This window comes from Caballeronia sp. SBC1, from assembly GCF_011493005.1.
Lineage (GTDB): Bacteria > Pseudomonadota > Gammaproteobacteria > Burkholderiales > Burkholderiaceae > Caballeronia.
Genome location: NZ_CP049156.1, coordinates 1,145,775 through 1,165,386 on the forward strand (window position 1 = coordinate 1,145,775; position 19,612 = coordinate 1,165,386).

Annotated in this window: 9 protein-coding genes and 1 pseudogene; 6 read left to right on the top strand and 4 right to left on the bottom strand. The window is 60.2% G+C overall.

Features of this window, described 5'->3' with window-relative positions; translation table 11 throughout:
- Positions 1-126: 126 nt before the first annotated feature.
- The 5 genes from SBC1_RS05090 (at position 127) to SBC1_RS05110 (ending at position 11,797) form a co-directional block, all read left to right on the top strand.
- On the top strand, positions 127-2,061 hold the full coding sequence (locus tag SBC1_RS05090; RefSeq protein ID WP_165087988.1) for an ATP-binding cassette domain-containing protein: 1,935 nt from the start codon (positions 127-129) through the stop codon (positions 2,059-2,061).
- 308 nt (positions 2,062-2,369) lie between these two features.
- A complete protein-coding gene (locus SBC1_RS05095) occupies positions 2,370-4,385 on the top strand; it encodes a DNA topoisomerase IV subunit B (RefSeq protein WP_165087992.1) in 2,016 nt (671 codons plus the stop codon).
- Positions 4,386-4,465: 80 nt separating this feature from the next.
- Positions 4,466-6,778, top strand: coding sequence for a DNA topoisomerase IV subunit A (gene parC, locus SBC1_RS05100; RefSeq protein ID WP_165087995.1), 2,313 nt, complete (start codon positions 4,466-4,468; stop codon positions 6,776-6,778).
- 222 nt (positions 6,779-7,000) lie between these two features.
- The gene (locus SBC1_RS05105; RefSeq protein ID WP_165087998.1) at positions 7,001-7,459 is read left to right on the top strand and encodes a CopD family protein; all 459 of its coding nucleotides are present in this window, start codon (positions 7,001-7,003) and stop codon (positions 7,457-7,459) included.
- 150 nt (positions 7,460-7,609) lie between these two features.
- Positions 7,610-11,797 (top strand): autotransporter domain-containing protein, encoded by a 4,188-nt coding sequence (locus SBC1_RS05110; protein ID WP_165088001.1) that lies wholly within the window; start codon positions 7,610-7,612, stop codon positions 11,795-11,797.
- A gap of 106 nt (positions 11,798-11,903) precedes the next feature.
- On the opposite strand, the gene SBC1_RS05115 is transcribed toward SBC1_RS05110, so the two are convergent.
- From SBC1_RS05115 to SBC1_RS05130, 4 genes and pseudogenes are all read right to left on the bottom strand, one after another.
- Entirely contained in the window at positions 11,904-14,309 is a 2,406-nt protein-coding gene (locus SBC1_RS05115) for a bifunctional diguanylate cyclase/phosphodiesterase (protein ID WP_165088005.1), read from the bottom strand.
- A 605-nt stretch (positions 14,310-14,914) separates the two neighbouring features.
- Positions 14,915-15,379: a RidA family protein gene (locus SBC1_RS05120; RefSeq protein ID WP_165088009.1), complete on the bottom strand. Its 465-nt coding sequence runs from the start codon at positions 15,377-15,379 to the stop codon at positions 14,915-14,917.
- 85 nt (positions 15,380-15,464) lie between these two features.
- Complete coding sequence (locus SBC1_RS05125) at positions 15,465-16,673, bottom strand: PLP-dependent aminotransferase family protein (RefSeq protein ID WP_165088012.1); 1,209 nt, start codon at positions 16,671-16,673, stop codon at positions 15,465-15,467.
- Between the two features lie 423 nt (positions 16,674-17,096).
- Positions 17,097-17,759: pseudogene (locus SBC1_RS05130) on the bottom strand (VOC family protein); the annotation flags it as partial.
- Between the two features lie 339 nt (positions 17,760-18,098).
- Here SBC1_RS05130 and SBC1_RS05135 point away from each other — a divergent pair.
- Positions 18,099-19,541 carry a PLP-dependent aminotransferase family protein gene (locus tag SBC1_RS05135; RefSeq protein WP_165088019.1) on the top strand — a complete coding sequence of 481 codons (1,443 nt, stop codon included), beginning with the start codon at positions 18,099-18,101 and terminating at the stop codon, positions 19,539-19,541.
- The last annotated feature ends 71 nt before the right edge of the window (positions 19,542-19,612 follow it).

Genomic DNA, 19,612 nt, shown 5'->3' on the forward strand with positions numbered 1-19,612 from the left:
GGCCGCGTTTTTTTTGTACCTTATCAGGCACTTCGCCTTGTCCTGATGGCATAGGGCCTCCAAGCGCGCCGGTCAAGACCGGTACAATGGCCGCTTCCAGTATCTGCACTTTTCCGGCTGCCTCCCATGTCGCTTTATTCCATTTCGAACGCCCAACTCGCGTTCGGCCATGTTGCGTTGCTCGATCACGCTGACTTTTCACTCGAAGCGGGCGAACGCGTCGGCCTGATCGGCCGTAACGGCGCGGGCAAGTCGTCGCTGCTGAAGATCATCGCCGGGCTCACCAAGCCTGACGACGGCCTCATCACGCGCCAAAACGAACTCACCACCGTGTACGTGCCGCAGGAACCCGAGTTCGATCTGGAGGCGTCGGTGTTCGACGTCGTCGCGTCGGGCTTGTCCCATGAACGGGAATTGCTCGACGAATATGACGTCGTGGCGCACAAACTCGCCGATACCCCCGAAGGTCCCGAGCACGACGCGCTGCTGCACAGCATGAACGCGCTGCAGTCCTCGCTCGACCTGCACGATGCCTGGAACTGGCAAACCCGCGTGGCGACCACGCTGCAGCAGATCGGGCTGGACGGCGACATTCGTTCGGGCGCGCTCTCGGGTGGCATGAAAAAGCGCGTGGCGCTGGCTCGTGCGCTGGTTGTGCAACCGGACGTGCTGCTTCTGGACGAGCCGACCAACCACCTCGACTTCGACGGTATTCGCTGGCTGGAAGAGATGCTGGTCACGTTGCGCACCGGTTTGCTGTTCATTACCCATGACCGGGCCTTCCTCGACAAGGTGGCTACCCGCATCGTGGATCTGGATCGCGGACGCTTGCTGTCGTATCCGGGTAACTACACGGCGTACCAGACGCGCAAGGCGCAGCAGCTTGAGATTGAACAGGTCGAAGCGGCCAAGTTCGACAAGCTGCTGGCGCAGGAAGAAGTGTGGATTCGCAAGGGCGTGGAGGCGCGGCGTACACGCAGCGTTGGACGTATCGCGCGGCTGGTGGAAATGCGCAACGAGCGCGCCGAACGCCGCAACGTACAGGGCAACGTGAAGCTTGATGTCGGGCAGGGCGAGCGCTCGGGCAAGATCGTCTCGGAACTGACCGACGTGACGAAGAAATACGGCGATCGAACGATTGTCGACAACTTCACCGCGACCGTCATGCGCGGCGACAAGTTCGGGTTCATCGGTCCGAACGGCGCGGGCAAGACCACGCTGCTCAAGATGATCCTGGGCGAACTCGCACCGGATGAAGGCACGGTGCGCACCGGCACGAATACGCAGGTGGCGTATTTCGACCAGATGCGCGCGCAGCTCGACCTCGACAAGACACTCGCCGACACCATCAGCCCAGGCAGTGAATGGGTCGAAGTGAACGGCGTGAAGAAGCACGTCATGAGTTATCTCGGTGACTTCCTGTTCGCACCGGAGCGCGCGCGTTCGCCTGTGCGTTCGCTGTCGGGCGGGGAACGCAACCGGCTGCTGCTCGCGCGTTTGTTCGCGCGACCCGCGAACGTGCTGGTCCTGGACGAGCCGACCAACGACCTGGATATCCAGACGCTCGAACTGCTGGAAGAACTGCTTACCGATTACGACGGCACCGTGCTGCTGGTGAGCCACGACCGCCAGTTCCTGGACAACGTCGTGACTTCGGTGTTTGCGTCGGAAGGCGGCGGCATGTGGCGCGAGTATGTGGGCGGGTTCACCGACTGGCAGATCCAGCGCGAACGTTCCGAGCGAATCGCTCTCGACGCCGCCCGTGACACGGCCAAGCAAGCGAAGAAGGAAGACGGCCCGAAAGACAGCGGTGCCGGTCGCAATTCGCAGCGCTCGAACAAGCTGCCGTACAAGGAAGTGCGGGAGCTGGAAGCGCTGCCCGCGCAGATCGCCGCACTAGAAGCCGAGCAAAAGTCGATTGCGGCAAAGCTCGAAGACGGTTCAGTGTTCGCGAAAGATCCGAAAGAAGGCACGCGGCTGAGTGAACGGCATGCAGCTATCGACGAGGAATTGCTGGTCGCGCTCGAGCGCTGGGAAGAACTGGAAGCCAAGCGCAAGTAGGTCGGCCCTCAGGACCGGCGTCTTCCCCATATCGAAAAAATTGTCGGAAACAGTAAAATACGTCGCGTTTTCGGGCGCACGGCCTAGCGGAGGGATCGCTGCGGTTACACCGTGGTGACACCTTGAAGTGAAACGCTACAGTCAAGCGAGAGGCCGTCGCGGTTTCGAGTTAATAACGCGCAATCCGGCGCGGCCGGCTCAGGCGCGGTTGGCCGGGTTGGCCCGCTATGTTCACGCATTCGCCGGTTGTCCGGGCGACCGCTGCCGTCAGGCTGTGGCTGCCCAGACAACCGGACCCACGTCCAGACATGTCCACGAAAAAACCCAGCGCCGCCGACAGCGGCAAGAACAGCGGATACAGCGAAGCATCGATCAAGGTGCTCAAGGGTCTCGAGCCGGTCAAGCAACGGCCCGGCATGTACACCCGCACCGAAAATCCGCTGCACATCATTCAGGAAGTCATCGACAACGCCTCCGACGAGGCGCTCGGCGGCTACGGCAAGCAGATCACGGTCACGCTGCACGTTGATCATTCGGTGTCTGTCGAAGACGATGGACGCGGCATCCCGTTCGGCATGCATCCGGAAGAAGGCGTGCCGGTCGTCGAGATCGTGTTCACGCGCCTGCACGCGGGCGGCAAGTTCGACAAGGCCGCCGGTGGTGCGTATACCTTTTCGGGTGGCCTGCACGGCGTGGGTGTCTCGGTCACGAACGCGCTGTCTACACGGATGGATGTGACCGTGTGGCGTGACGGCAAGGTCGCGGATCTCGGTTTTTCGAATGGCGACGTGGTGAAGCCGCTCGAAACCCGGGCAATGAATCGCGGTGAAAAGAAGTCAGGGACGCGTGTCACTGCCTGGGCCAATCCGAAATATTTCGATTCACCGAACCTGCCGGTGGGTGAATTGCAGCGGCTCTTGCGCTCGAAGGCGGTGTTGCTGCCGGGCGTGGAAGTCGTGCTCATCAACGAAAAGACCGGCGAACGCCAAAGCTGGAAATACGAAGACGGGTTGCGCGGTTACCTGCTCGAAGGCATGGGCGGCAGCGACTTGCTTATCCCCTTGTTCGAAGGCGAGCGGTTCGCGGGCAATGCGAAGTCGAATGAGGAAACCTTCGCCGAAGGCGAGGGCGCAACGTGGGTTGTTGCATGGAGCGAAGAAGGCCCGTTGTTGCGCGAGTCGTACGTCAACCTGATCCCGACGCCCGCGGGCGGCACGCATGAATCGGGCTTGCGCGACGGACTGTTTCAGGCGGTCAAGAGCTTTGTCGAACTGCATAACCTTCAGCCCAAGGGCGTGAAGCTGCTTGCGGAAGACGTGTTCGCCCGGGTGTCGTTCGTGTTGTCGGCGAAGGTGCTGGATCCGCAGTTTCAAGGGCAGATCAAGGAGCGCCTCAATAGCCGTGACGCGGTGAAACTCGTGTCGTCGTTTACGCGGCCCGCGCTTGAGCTGTGGTTGAACCAGCACGTGGAGTATGGCAAGAAACTCGCGGAACTGGTGATCCGGCAAGCCCAGGCGCGTACGCGCGCCGGGCAGAAGATCGAAAAGCGCAAGAGCTCGGGCGTGGCCGTGCTGCCCGGCAAGCTGACCGATTGTGAATCGACGGATGTCTCGCGCAACGAACTCTTCCTGGTCGAGGGCGATTCGGCAGGCGGCTCGGCGAAGATGGGCCGCGACAAGGAATTCCAGGCCATCCTGCCGTTGCGCGGCAAAGTGCTGAACACGTGGGAAACCGAGCGCGACAGGTTGTTCGCGAACAACGAAGTGCACGACATCGCGGTGGCGATCGGCGTGGACCCGCACGGTCCGGACAGCCTTGACCAGAAGGCCGATCTCTCGAATCTGCGTTACGGCAAGATCTGCATCTTGTCGGACGCGGACGTGGACGGCTCGCACATCCAGGTTCTGCTGCTCACGCTGTTCTTCAAGCATTTCCCGCAACTGATCGAGCAGGGCAATGTTTGCATCGCGCGGCCGCCGCTGTTTCGCGTCGATGCCCCCGCGCGTGGAAAGAAGCCGGCGCAAAAGCTCTACGCACTCGATGAAGGTGAGCTCGAGGCGATTCTGGACAAGCTGAGGAAGGACGGCGTGCGCGAGACGCAATGGTCGATCAGCCGTTTCAAGGGGCTGGGCGAGATGAGCGCGGAGCAGTTGTGGGACACCACGATGAACCCGGACACGCGCCGCCTGCTGCCGGTTCAAGTCGGTGATCTCGGGTTTGACGACACGGTCACACGTATGACAATGCTGATGGGCAAGGGCGAAGCGGCGTCGCGGCGCAGTTGGCTGGAGGAGAAGGGCAACGAAGTTGAAGCCGACATTTGACGCTTTCACGCTTCGGCGAATGCCGATCTGACGCTGTATGCACACTCTGAACCTCGTCAACGCATAACACTGGAAATCTGATGGACGATCTCTTCGCGGACCAAGAAGCCGCGCCCGAAGGCGAAAAACTGACGCTCGGCGACTACGCCGAGCGCGCGTATCTCGACTATGCGGTGAGCGTGGTCAAAGGCCGGGCGCTGCCCGACGTTTCCGATGGCCAGAAGCCGGTGCAACGCCGCATCCTGTTCGCGATGAACGAGATGGGCCTTGCCAACACCGCCAAGCCGGTGAAGTCGGCTCGCGTGGTGGGCGACGTGCTGGGTAAATACCATCCGCACGGAGACCAGTCGGCCTACGACGCACTCGTGCGTCTCGCACAGGCGTTTTCGATGCGCTATCCGTTGATCGACGGGCAGGGCAACTTCGGCTCGCGCGACGGCGATGGCGCGGCCGCCATGCGTTACACGGAAGCGCGTCTCACCCCGATCGCGAAATTGCTGCTGGATGAAATCGACATGGGTACCGTCGATTTCATGCCGAACTACGACGGTTCATTCCAGGAGCCGAAGCTTTTACCCGCGCGCCTGCCGTTCGTGCTGCTGAACGGCGCGTCGGGTATTGCCGTGGGGATGGCGACCGAGGTTCCTTCGCACAATCTGCGTGAAGTCGCGGCGGCGGCGGTTGCAATGATCCGAGATCCGAAGATCGATCACGCGCGGCTGGTCGAGCTGATTCCTGGTCCGGATTTTCCGGGCGGCGGGCAGATTATTTCGAGTCAGACCGAGATCGCTGCGGCTTATGAAACCGGCCGCGGCAGCCTGAAGGTGCGGGCGCGCTGGAAGATCGAGGAGATGGCGCGCGGTCAGTGGCAACTGATCATCACGGAATTGCCGCCGAGCACGTCGGGTCAGAGAGTGCTCGAGGAGATCGAGGAACTGACGAACCCGAAGATCAAGCTCGGCAAGAAAGCACTGAGCCCCGATCAGTTGCAGACCAAGCAGACGCTGCTCGCCTTGCTCGACACGGTCCGCGACGAATCCGGCCGTGACGCGCCGGTGCGGCTGGTGTTCGAGCCGAAGTCGAGCCGTATCGACCAGACCGAGTTCGTGAATTCGCTGCTCGCGCACACGAGCCTGGAGTCGAACGCATCGATCAACCTGGTGATGATCGGCGCGGACGGCCGGCCGCGCCAGAAAAGCATTGGCGAGATCCTGCATGAATGGGTCGGCTTCCGGTTCACGACGGTCACGCGCCGCACGCAACATCGGTTGGGGAAGGTGAACGACCGGATTCATATTCTTGAAGGGCGGATGATCGTCTTCCTGAATATCGATGAAGTGATTCGTGTCATCCGCGAAGCCGACGATCCGAAGCAGGCGCTGATGGAGAGGTTCACCCTCAGCGAGCGTCAGGCCGACGACATCCTCGAAATCCGTTTGCGGCAACTGGCGCGGCTCGAAGCAATCAAGATCGAGCAGGAACTGAAGGAATTGCGCAGCGAAAAGGAAAAACTCGAAGAGTTGCTCAACAGCGACGCCGCCATGAAACGGCTGCTGATCAAGGAGATCGAAGCCGACGCCAAGCAATATGGCGACGATCGCCGCACGCTGATCCAGCCGGAAAAGCGGGCGACGTTCGAGGCGCGCGTGGTCGATGATCCAGTGACGGTGGTGGTATCGCAGAAGGGCTGGGTGCGGGCGTTGAAGGGGCATGGTCTCGATCCGGCCAGCTTCCAGTTCAAGGCCGGCGACGGCATTTACGCCGCGTTCCAGGCGCGTACGCCGGACATGCTGATCGCGTGGGGCAGCAACGGGCGCGTGTACTCCGTGCCGGTTGCAATCCTGCCGGGCGGCCGGGGCGACGGTGTTCCTGTCACGTCGCTGATCGAACTCGAGTCGGGGTCGCACCTGCTGCATTACTTCGCCGCTTCGGTTGAGCAACCCTTGCTGCTGGCATCGAGTAACGGCTTTGGTTTCATGGCCAAGCTGGGTGACATGGTGAGCCGTGTGAAGGCGGGCAAGTCGTTCATGACTATCGATGAAGGCGCGGCGCCGCTTACGCCCATGCCAGTCCTGCCCGGCGCGACGCGGGTCGTGTGCTTGTCGAGCAACGGGCGCCTCCTGGTATTTGATATGGACGAGATGAAGACCTTGTCGGGCGGCGGCAGGGGTGTCATTTTGATGGCGCTCGATCCGAAGGAGACGTTGCGGCAAGCGCTGGCTATTGACGCACGCGGTTTGGTGCTGATCGGCACGGGCCGGGGCGGCAAGGCGCGTGACGAGAAACTCGCGGGTGCGGCCCTGGAAGCGCACGTAGGCAAGCGGGCGCGCAAGGGCCGTGCGCCCGATTCCACTATCAAGGTGACGGAGTTGCGGCCGGTGTTCGAAGGCTGATAGTCCACGCACAATAACGCGTGATAACGCGCCTCGGGTTGGCTAGGCCGGCCCGGGGCGTTTGTTTATCTTGAAAATACTTGAACTGGCTCCGTCTGACTGAGTCGAACGCCCGAACCTTGTGAAAAAAGGCGGCGGGCGAAGTGGCGGATAAGTGCTTGGGTGATTAAGCGCTTGGCTCGACAGTGGGAACCGGTGATTCACCTGCATTTAGGAACGTTAATGAATAAAGCGATTGAAGTGGCGCTGTTCCTGCATTTGTTGGGAGTGGCGGTCTGGATTGGCGGGATGATTTTTGCTCACTTCTGTCTGCGGCCGGCAATAGCGGATTTATCGCCGCAATTGAGGTTGCCGTTATGGGAGTCGGTATTCGCTCGATTTTTTAACTGGGTGGCGGCATCGGTGCTGGTGATTTTGCTGACAGGCGGCTTTTTGCTGACGCAATTCGGCGGTGCGCACGCGCCGTTGCCGTTACACATCATGGCGGGTCTCGGCATTGTGATGATGCTGATTTTTGGCCATATCCGCTTTGGCGTATTCCCGAAAATCCGCCGCGCAGTGCAATCGCAAAACTGGCCGGATGGTGCGAGAGCGGTAGGTACGATCAGAAGGCTCGTGCTGGTCAATATCGTGTTGGGTGTGGTGACAATCGGCGCAGCGGTGTTGTCGCGGGGAATGTAGCGCGTTATTGCACAAATCGTCGCGGAAATGAGTGACGAAGTGCAGCGGTCAGTCTCAGCATTTCATTCCACGTTTGAAGGTATTCCGGGTGATGGTCAATCCCTTCGCGACGGTCTAGAGTGCTGGGATTCATCGTTTGGGAAATGGCCAATGCGTGCTTCGATCGTGTCAGCAAGGGAATGCCCTGGTGGTGCGTTGTCCGGATCTAAAGCGGGGCATGGCTGGCTGGACGTTCCAATCGATCGAATAGTTCGAGTAAGCATTCTGATCCTGGTCAATTGCATTGCTCAGAAAGCGCGTGCAACGGATCTCGACAGTTCTCAGACCGGCTATATATTGACTCCGGCTGGCAACCCGTACAACGTCATTGCCGGCGCAAATATTGATACAACTGCGCAGGGCAGCATTGGGATCTACGGGAGCTCCAATCACTCAGCCACATGGGCTTTGACCAATAACGGGACCGTTACTGGGGGTTACTACGCCGTCGAGTTCGATAGTCCCGTCGTGCTTGTCAATAATGGATCAATGATTAGCCGGGCCACCTCGTCCATCGCTTTGTACAGCGGCGGCAACGTGACCAATTCCGCCGACGCTACGATTGTTGGCCGGCTTGATGGCATCTTCGCTAATAGTGCGACCAGCTCGGTCACTAATGCGGGTGACATTGGAGGCTCGGCATCGGATATTACGCAAACTCAGTCGGGGGTTCATTTGCCGAGTGGGGGAGCGGTGACCAATCTCGGCACGGGAAGAATTGCGGCTTTTGGTCCGGGCATTCTCGGTAATTCGGCGACCACGGTTCAGAACGCCGGGCTGATTATCTCTTTCAACAACACGGCTATCGATTTGTCCGCCGATAAGGCAGGCGTTGGCAGCGTGGTTTCCAATAGCGGCACCATCACCGGGCAAGGGGGCACGGCAATTCTCTTCGGCCCGGAAGACAATAGCTTGATTCTGGCGGGTACCTCGGTGATTACCGGAATTGTCGATGCGAGTGCGCATGGCGTATCCACAACCAATACGCTGGTTCTCGGCGGGACCAGTTTGGGCCGATTCGATATATCGAGTCTCGGTGCGTCCGCGCAATATCGCGGCTTCGATATCCTGCAGAAGAACGATTCAGGCACCTGGACCTTGACTGGCGCCAATGGCGCCGCGCAGACATGGCTCGTTAGCGGAGGCGGCGTTGCGATGGCGGGGCAGTTGAACGGTAGTCTCGTTGCAACGCCGGGGGCAACAGGGCTCGACATCGAGGTAGCGTCCGGCGGCTCGATTTCCGCTTCGTCGGGAAGCGGCGTGTCGGTCAATGACGCGAGCCGTGTCGTCAACAGTGGATTAATAAATAGTAGTGCAGATGGTGCCGCCGCGGTCGTCGCGAATGGTGCGGGAACGAGCGTTTTCAATTCGGGGTCCATTACGGCGACGGGTGGCAACGCATCCGGGATTACGATCGATGCGTCAACGGGCACAGCGAGCTTGACGAACGAGCAGGGCGGATCGATTACAAGTGCAGCGGGCGATGCTGTGCAGGCGGGTTCGAACGTTTCGATCGTCAACGCGGGGTCCATCGCAACCACGGGCGGGAATGGCGCGGGGATTAGGATCGATGCGTCCACGGGCCCGACGACCCTTCTGAACAAACAAGGGGGATCGATCAAGAGCGCAGCGGGCGTCGCTGTCCAGGCCGGTTCGAATGTGTCGATCACCAACGCGGGGACCATCGCAGCAGAAGGCGCAAACGCAACGGGCGTTGTGATCGATGCATCAACAGGCTCAGCGAGTCTGACGAACGCGCAAGGGGGATCGATTACAAGCGTAGGAGCTGCCGCCGTACGGGTCGGTTCGAATGTTTCGATCATCAACGCGGGGTCCATTGCAACCACGGGCGGAAATGGCGCGGGGATTACGATTGATGCGTCCATGGGTCCCACGACCCTTCTGAACAAACAAGGTGGATCGATCACGAGCGCGGGAGGCGCCGCCGTCCAGGCTGGCTCGAATACGTCAATCACGAACGCAGGGACCATCGCAGCGGAAGGCGCAAACGGAACGGGCGTCGCGATCGATGCATCAACAGGTTCAGCGAGTTTGACGAACGCACAAGGGGGATCGATTACAAGCGTAGGAGCTGCCGCCGTACGGGCCGGTTCGAATGTTTCGATCATCAACGCGGCCTCCATCGCAATGACGGGCGGGAATGGCGCGGGAATTACGATCGATGCGTCCATGGGTCCCACGACCCTTCTGAACAAACAAGGTGGATCGATCACGAGCGCGGGAGGCGCCGCCGTCCAGGCTGGTCCGAATGTGTCGATCACCAACGCAGGGACCATCACAGCGGAAGGCGCAAACGGAACGGGCGTCGCGATCGATGCATCAACAGGCTCAGCGAGTCTGACGAACGCACAAGGCGGATCCATCACAAGCGCACCAGGCGCCGCCGTACAGGCCGGTTCGAACGTCTCGATCTATAACGCCGGAACCTTGATCGGAAATAGTGCCGCGGTTCGTTTTACTGGGTCAAACAATCGCCTGACGCTCGACAGTGGCAGTCAGGTATCAGGCGACCTTGATGGCGGAAACGGTTCGGCGAATGCGTTGGTCCTACAGGGTTCGGGGACACTATCCAGTCGTACCTACGGTTTTTCCACGTTCGCGATGCAAGGCATTGACTGGACAGTGTCCAGCTCCGTTCAGACAGGAGGCTCGAGCGCAATTGAAAGTGGCACCTTGAGCCTGACAGGCGCCTTGACCAGTCCGGTGATAACCGTCGCTCCGGGCGCCACCCTCACCGGAACGGGGACCTTGAATGGTGCACTCACGTTACAAGGCGTCATTGCACCGGGCGTGACGAGCACCGCAGCGACAACGGGTCTTCAGCCTTTGGCGATCGGCACACTGTCAGTAGTCGGCTCATACATCCAGACTGCCGGCAGCCGCTACGACGCCAATGTCTCGCCACAAGGAATCGATCTCATTAGCGTCGATGGCACCGCAACGCTGCAAGGCGGCACAGTACAAGCGCGTTTGCGCACCGGATTATTCACGCCAACTGACACGTACGAGATAATTAGTACAACTGCTGGTTTAAACGGCGCTTTCTCGGGCATCACAACGTTTAACCCATTCGTCCTGCCCACATTAGTCTACGACGCGAACAATGCCTACATTCACGTACAGCGCGGCTTCCAGTTCGCTGGTGGCACGCCGAACCAGATAGCGGTCGAGGCGGCACTCGATCACGGCGTCGCAGGTATCGGCACGGGGGCTCTGCCCACTCGCGATTTTCTGGCCGTCACGGGCGATCTGGTGAGCCTCGAAGGTTCATCGGCTTACGCCGCACTCGACCAACTGAGCGCGGAAGCCTATACCGCGTTCCCAAACGCTCACTTCGAAGCCGTGCGGCTGGGCATGGACGCAATCGATTCAAGATTGACCGCAGCACGCACCACGGGTGCATGTGCTGCAGGCGATGTGGCTGCATTGTCTGCAAACGGGGAGCGGGCATGCTCGTGGATCAGCGTGCTCGGCAGCACCGGCAGGGCAGCCGGGTATGACACGTGGCTTGGCCAGCAAACAAGTCTGGCTGGCGTGATATCCGGCGTCGACTATCGCATTGCGCCTCAGTTGACGCTGGGCGCCGCGTTGGTCGCTGTGCACGGTAATACGTCAACGGACACGCTGCCTGTTCACGGCCAATTCGATAGTTATCAGGCGGCGCTTTACGGCAGTTACGAGCCGGGAGCTTATTGGCTCCAGGGCACGATTGGCTATGCGCGCAATGACGATCAAATGAAACGCTCCCTCTTTTTCACCGATACCCCGCGCACGGCGTTTGGAAACGTCGATGGAAACCAGTACTTCGCATCGCTACGTAACGGCGTGGATCTGCCTATAGAGAAACTTGGTGTATTCACACCGTTCGTGGCGCTTGAAATGCAGAGTGTAGAGAGTCCGGGATTCACTGAAACCGGAGCAGATTCGGTGAATCTGGCCGTCTCCGGGAATACGGCGAATTCAATGCGCTCGCTACTGGGTGCGCAATGGCGTAAGGACGTCGATTTGCTCGGCCGCGGCTGGAGCTTTAACGGGCAACTGGCCTGGGCTCATCAATATGGCACGCAGACCCAATCGATTGACGCGCGCTTCGAAGGCGCAGCAGATAGTGGTTTTACGGTTCACGGCAGCGGACCGGCGCGAGATATGGCACAAGTCGGTCTTGGAGCACGAGTGGAGTTGGGCCGGCAAATTCATGCTTTCTTTCGCTATGACGGTGAATTCGGCGGTGGTGGTCACACGCATGCGGGAACCGCAGGCATCGATTACCGGTGGTGACACTGTACTCGAGCGCTCCTTGCGTCGCGCACACTTGAATTGAGTCCAAATCCAAACGCAGCAAACGCAGCCCCGCTTGTCTTCACGAGCTGATCGACCCACATGATCAATCAACCGTATTAGACGGGGCTTCCCCCAACGGCAGGGCCGCGACGTCAGCCATGAGCCTCAGGCCGCAGACCCCGAACCGGTCAAGCAGCGCTTGCACCCCGTCCGCCGGAACCGCGCGGGAAAAGAGAAAACCTTGGGCCTCGATCGGGCCAAGCCGGGACAACCATGCAACCTGTTCCTCGGTTTCGGTCCCTTCAACCACAACCGTCAATCCTAACGACCGAGCGAGATTAACAATGGCGGAAACCATCACGCAGACGCTCCGATCCTGCGGAATCGCCTGAATAAACGAGCGATCAACCTTGAGCGTATCGACGGCAAAACGGTTCAGATAAGACAGCGACGAATATCCGGTGCCGAAATCATCCAGTGCGATCCTGACACCGAGCCGCTTCAACGCAGAAATCTTTTCCGCGACAATATCCGGAAACTCCATCATCACGGTTTCAGTAATCTCGAGTTCGAGTTTCCCCGGCGCAATACCGCTTTCGCGAATCGCAGCCGCTACTGTCTCAAGCAAATCGCCGCGCCAGAACTGCACCGCCGAGATATTCACCGCGAGTGACAACCCGTCGTACCCTTGATGCTGCCAGATGGCCAATTGCCGGCAAGCCGTATGAATCACAAAATCGCCGATAGGCACGATCAGTCCCGTCGACTCCGCGACCGGAATGAACTCGTTAGCCGGAATCAGGCCGTGCTGCGGATGATTCCATCGCGCCAACGCTTCAAAACCGGTGATACACCGCCGGGTCAGATCGATCTTTGGCTGATAAGCGAGAAACAACTGATTCTGGGCCAGCGCAACCCGCAACTGCTGCTCCCACTTCATCAAATGATCCGCGCGATGCGATAACTGCGGCGAATAGAACTGATAGCAATTCTTGCCCGAGTCCTTTGCGCTGTACATGGCCAGATCGGCCTTTTTCAGCAAGTCGATTTCGCTTTCGCTCGACACCGAATACAGCGCAATGCCAATACTCGCGTGCAACACGAAGGCGCTGCCGCGCACGTCGAAAGGCGTCGCGAACATATGCGAAACCGCTTCCGCCAGCTCAACCGCTTGCCGCTCGACGTCAGCGCCCTTGACCACCACGACGAATTCGTCGCCGCCAATACGCGACAGCGTGCCGTTGTCGCTGACCGTTTCCGCCAGCCGCGACGCTGTCATCTGCAGGACGATGTCACCGGCGTTGTGGCCGAGGGTGTCGTTGACGGTCTTGAAGTTGTCGAGATCGATGAAAAGTAGCGCAAGATGGCCGACGTTCTCCGGCTTGGCAACGTCGTGACGCAGCATTTGCAGCGTGGAATAGCGGTTTCGCAGGCCCGTCAGCAGATCGTATTCAACAAGATGCGTCATCTCGCGCTCGCGCCCGAGCAGCTTGCCGATCAGCCCGGTCGCCACCGCGAAAAAGCCGAGCATGGCGAGCGAGATGAAAGTCGCCATCAGCAGATAAACGCGCCGCGTGTGATTGAAGTCGGTGAATTCCTCTGCTTGCGACAGTCCGACGAGCACACCGAGCGGATAGCCATCTATGTGCCGATACGAAACGATGCGCGTGACGCTGTCGATTGGATCAACATAGATGCCGGACGCGTGCTCGGAGGTCGGGTACACACCGCTTGCTGTGAACGCGCCTGGTCGGTCAACACTGCCGTCGACCTTTTTCATCGGGTGGCCGTCCGGTTGGGCGGCCGCCGGGCCTGCACCTACACCCGTGCTGCGCGCGAGCACCGAGCCGTTGTCCGAAATCACGGCAACCACGCCGTCGCGTCCGATCGACGCCACGTTGTAGAAGTCGCTCGTGAAGTAGCTGGGGTCCTCCGACACCACCACGACGCCCGCGAACGAGCCGTCGGGATGATTCAGACGGCGCGTGATCTGCAGCGTCCATTGTCGGGAGACGCGGCCGAGGACGGGCTTGCTGATGTAAAGCAGGTCATCGTTGGAAAGTGCGTGAATCCGGAAATGTTCTCGATCAGAAAGGTCGATGGGTTTCGGCGTCGCGCCCGAGGTCGAGGCGATCAGCATGCCGTGTTCGTCGATTAACGAAACCTGCACGAGTGTGTCGCTCTGCACCACGCCTTTTTCAACCGTGCTTGCGAGGTTGAACTGTCCAGGCGTCTTCTCGAACTCGTATTTGACGAACCGCGTGATCTGGTCGACCTGGTGAATGGCCTTGATCGTGTGCTGCTCAAGCGCGGACGAAAGAATGGCCGCCGAGGCCATAGACGCGTGCGTGGCGGCGTCGCGCTCCACCGACAGGCGCGCGAAGATTACCGTCCACAGCAGAACGAGCACGAGCGCACCCAGCGCCGGAATGGCGAACAATGCGCGGCGCCGTCGCGGAAAATCCGCTTGTTTCATGTCGCGTGGCGCTTTGGGCCGTGATCGATTCATGGGTTTGGTCAGTCCATGGACCCTGTGACGGGTTGCGCCGATAGTGCGTCCGGAACAACACAAATGAGTGTCGGCATTACTGCAGCGTTCAATGCCGGTGAGGCGGGGCATTATTGCCGTTTTCCGGTGAATCCGGGCCATCGTTCGCGTTTGTTTGCAGACCCTCTTTGCAGGCTGGGGCCTACGTGCACGTTAAACATGCTTTCATTTAACTTGCGATCGTTTCGGTAATACTGCTTTTAGAACTTCATCGGGCGTTGACCCGGTTGACCGACAGCCGCTGGTTATCAGTCTCCCCCGCGTGAGACTGATTTCCATAATGGCGGCTGAGACAGATAATACCAATGACAACCGGCTTAGATATTACTGAAGGCAACTCATTTAAGGAAGCGCGGCGGCGAGGCGTTGTATCGAGGTATACACGGATAGGCTGAAGCGCTTGTCTGAAGGGGCTTCGGCCGAGCGGGGCTTGTTTCGCTAATGTGAATTTAAGCGAACGAAAATGCGGTATTTTGAATCCCGATGCCGGGCGGCATCGGGATTAAGAACAAGACTAAAATTCGTTGCAACGATTTATGCGTCTTAAGCGTTTAAAGCAAGGATTTTCAGCTAACCTCGGCAATCAATTCGATTTCGACGCAAGCGCCTAGTGGAATCTGCGCCACGCCAAATGCCGAGCGTGCATGTTTACCGCGCTCACCGAAAATATCGGCGATCAACTCGGACGCACCGTTAGTCACCAAATGCTGCTCGGTGAACTCGAATGTGGAGTTGACGAGACTCATCACCTTCACGATCCGCGTCACTCGGTTCAGGTCGCCAACGTGCGCATGCAGCGTCGCGATCAGGTCGATGGCAATGGAACGTGCAGCGGCACGGCCTTCCTCGGTCGTGAGCGTCGCGCCCAGTTTGCCCGCCCACACCTTGCCGTCCTTCTTCGCGATGTGGCCTGACAGATAAACCGTGTTGCCGCTTTGTGCGCTCATCACGTAGGCGGCGGCGGGGGCGCCGGCCGTCGGCAATTCGATGCCGAGTTCCTTCAGCTTGTCGTAAACGTTCAGTTGGGCCATGGGGTATTCCCTAAAAATGGAAAGGATGACGCGAGAGCGCGCCCAGGCGGTCGTCCCGCCCCGGCACGCTTGCAATGCGACGAGATCAGAGCAGCGCGCGGATCAGCGCGCCGAGCTTGGCGACACCTTCGTCGATTTTCGCCGGCGGCACGGTCACGAACGACAGGCGCAGCGTATTGTGTTCCGCTTCATTCGCGAAGAACGGGCCGCCGGGCACGAACGCGACGTGCTGCTCGATTGACTGCTCGAGCAGCTTCATTGTATCGATCTGCTTATCGGCGTGTTTCGGCAGCTTTACCCACACGAACATGCCGCCTTCCGGACGATTCCATTCGACGCCCGCTGGCATGTGCTGTTCAAGCGACGCCAGCATGGCCGCGCATTGGTCGCGATACAGCGCGCGGATCTTCGGGATATGCGTCTCGAGGAAGCCGTCCTTGACGACCTCGTGCACGATGCGCTGCGTGAGGCTAGGTGTATGCAGGTCGGTTGCCTGCTTCGCCTGCACCAGCTTGAAGTGCAATTCCTCGGGCGCAATGATGTAGCCCACGCGCATGCCGGGCGACAGGACCTTCGAGAACGAACCCAGGTGCACGATGTGATCGGGCGCCATGGACAGCATGGTTGGCAGGGGTGCGCCCGCGTAGTCCAGAGCGCCGTACGGATCGTCCTCGATCACCGGGAAGCCAGCGCGCTGCGCGAACGCGGCGAGCGCGGTGCGGCGTTCCAGCGACAGGCGACGACCCGTCGGGTTCTGGAAATTCGGCTGCGCGTACAAGAGGCGCGCACCGGCCGTCAGCGTGGCGTCAAGCGAGGACACGATCAGGCCATGTTCGTCCGTGGGAACTTGCACGTAATTCGGCTCATACATCGAAAACGACTGCAGCGCGCCGAGATACGTGGGCGTTTCAACCAGTACGCGGCTGGCGGGATCGATCAGCACCTTGCCGAGCAGGTCGAGCGCTTGCTGCGAGCCCGTTGTGATCAGCACTTGCGATGGCCGGATCGACGCACCGTTGACCGAGTAGCGCTGCGCGACCCATTCGCGCAGCGGCAGATAGCCTTCGGTGGCGCTGTATTGCAGCGCGGCGGCGGGGCTGTCACGCAGGATACGGTCGCACGCCGCCCGCATTTCCTCGACAGGAAACGTAGCCGGCGACGGCAATCCGCCCGCAAATGAAATGACCTCGGGCCGCTCGGTGACCTTCAGGATTTCGCGAATCGCCGAACTGGTGAGCTTTCTCGCACGTTCGGAAAGTTGCCACGGCTGGGCTTGAAGGTCGGCTTGATTCATGGGGTCCTCGGTTGGTCTCGGTGAGCGGTTCTAATGCGCATACGGGTTGAAAAAATGCTGCACGGTGCTTCGAATAAGGTCCTGCGTACTGCAAATCCAGCGCAATCGGTGAACAGCGGCGGACGCTTATTATGGCGTTCCTGATGTTCGGGTAGTCGGGGTCAATGGTCGAAACCCAGTACCAGCGCGAAGCACGAACGCCCGCCGCCGGATGTTCTAGCGCTCGTTTTCCTGCACGGTTTTTTCGTCCTTCTCGTCTTGCGCTGGCTCGGCCGTGTCCTCATGCGGGTCCACATCATTTGCTGCGGTAGCGTCCCCGGTCTTCTTGCTCTTCACGCGCTTGCGGGCCGGCTTGGCCGCCGCGGCTTCGGCTTGTTTCGCCGCTTCGATCGATTCCGCCGATTCGCCCAGCGTAACGATGGAACCGTCCGCCAACTCGAACTCCGCGACGAGTACCGGCGCACCCGCCGTCACCTCGACCTGCATCAGATCCGACACCCCGAGCCATGCCAGTTGCTCGGAGATCAGGTGCGCACGCGGATGGAACCCCGTCAGCGACTTCAGCGCGATACCGGTCTCCGGTAACGATTCGCTCGGATGTCGCGGCGTGTCCCACTGGATCAGCGAAGGCAGGAGCCCGTCGCCGGCACCTTGCCACGCTGGAAAAGTGCCATCGACGGGAATGGTGAGATCCCACGCGTTCCCCCCGCGTGTCATGGGTACCACCGCCGGGATGCGCTCCGGGTATTGCCCCTGCCAGCGCGTCAGCAGCTTCGGCCGGCTTACCCGCACGACCCAGTGCACGAGTTGCGGGCCGGCTTCGAGACGCTTGCGCTGCGCGGGGTCGTCGAGTGCAAACAGTCGAGGACGCGGTGTTTCGGCTGGCTCCGCGTTCGGGTCGATCGCGATTACCTCGAGATACGCGCCGCCCCACAGGTTCAGCAGGCGGTTATGTGTGCGCATCAGCGGATGCGCACCGCCTCCGGTCATCTCGACTCCGAGTTTCGCGGCGATAAAGTCCGCGCCTTCTTCCAGTGTGCCGGCGGCGATAACGAGGTGGTCGAGTTGCAGCGGATGAGCGGTCATAGTGCACGAATAACTTGAAGGAAAATTGCCCGGACAACGCCGGCTAAGCTCGTCAGCATACCCGTTCCGTCGGGCGGTGCTGGTGCGTCAGCTCTGCGTTAGCCATCTGGCCGGGTAATCGACGCATCAGGCAATCGACGCATGGCTCGAAGCGGCCGAAAACCGATCCGGAACCGTCCGTGCGGCAGTGAAAACGCATAGACCGCGTACAAAGACCGCCCAGTTTACCTATCGTCCCAGTCTTAAATGTATCGGCAACGACCGTAACAGTAACGGTACAATCTATCCGATACCCTACGGTACAGTCATCGAACGCATTTAACCCCGATGGAACCTGACATGTCCGTCCCGCTCGACCAGATCCCCGCGCCGCACGGCGCGCCGCAACTGACGCTCGTCGACCAGTTGGTCCAATGGGGCCGGCGCCGTATTGACGAACGGGTGTTCCGTCCGGGCATGCGCATGCCGTCAATCCGCAAACTCGCGGTGGACAAGGGCGTGTCGCGTTTCACGGTGGTCGAGGCGTATGAACGGCTGGTCGCGCACGGTTATCTCGACTCGCGGCGCGGATCCGGGTTTTTCGTGCGCGACCGGACCAGTTCCAACGATTCCCACGTCCACCCGACATTGGCCACTGAGCGCGCACCGGTGCCCAGCACCATCGACGTGGTCTGGCTGCTGCGCAACATGTTGCACACATCGAATCCGGCGAAAGGGCCGGGCATCGGCTATCTCCCGGCTAGCTGGCTGAATGGCGAGTTGCTGACCAGCGCATTTCGCTCCATGAGCCGGCAAAGCGGCGCGCAAATGCTGGGCTTCGGCACGCCACAGGGCTTCCTGCCGCTGCGTCAGCAAATCCAGACGCGGCTGGAGGAGCTGGAGATAGGCGCGTCGACGGAGCAAATCGTGATGGTGTCCGGTGTGACGCAGGCTATCGACCTGATTGCGCGGGTCTTTGTGCAACCTGGCGACACTGTGATAGTAGGAGACCCCGCCTGGTTCCAGATGTTCGGCCGTTTCGTGGCGCAGGGCGCGCGCCTTGTCGGCATGCCTTACACGCCGGATGGGCCCGATCTCGACGCGCTCGAAGCCATGGTCCAGACCTGGCGCCCGAAGATGCTCGTGATCAATTCCGTGCTGCAGAATCCCACGGGCACTTCGCTGACCGCGGCGCAGGCGTTTCGCATCCTGCAACTCGCGGAAACCTACGATTTCATCGTCGTGGAAGACGATATCTACGGCGATCTTTGCCCGACCAATTTCCCCGCAACACGCCTCGCGAGCCTCGACCAGCTGAAGCGGGTGATTTTCCTCAACAGCTATTCAAAGACGCTCGCGCCGAACTTGCGCGTGGGTTATGTCGCGGCGGCGCCTGAAGTGGCGAACGCTATTGCCGATCAGAAAATGCTGGTCGGCATGACGAGCCCCGAGCTCAACGAACGCGTGTTGTACAAGGTGCTCACCGACGGCCACTACCGGCGTCACGTCGAACGGCTGCGTGCAAAGCTGGACGGAGTTCGGGAGAAAACCGTCCGGATGTTCGAAAAAGTCGGCTACAAGCCGTATCTGGTGCCATCGGCGGGTATGTTTTTGTGGGCCGATACCGGCGTGGACTCCGAGGGGCTTGCCGCCGCCGGACACGAAGCCGGCTTTTTGCTGACGCCCGGCAGCCTGTTTTCACCGCATCAACTGCCCAGCACGTGGATGCGCTTCAACATCGCGAATTGCGGCGATCCGGGCCTGCCCGCGATGCTCTCCGCTTACTCGGATCGCGTGGGATAAGGCGCCCGCAGGTTCGGCCTGAGCAACATCATGGTCCCACGACACGCCTCTTGAAATTATCGAGGGGCGAC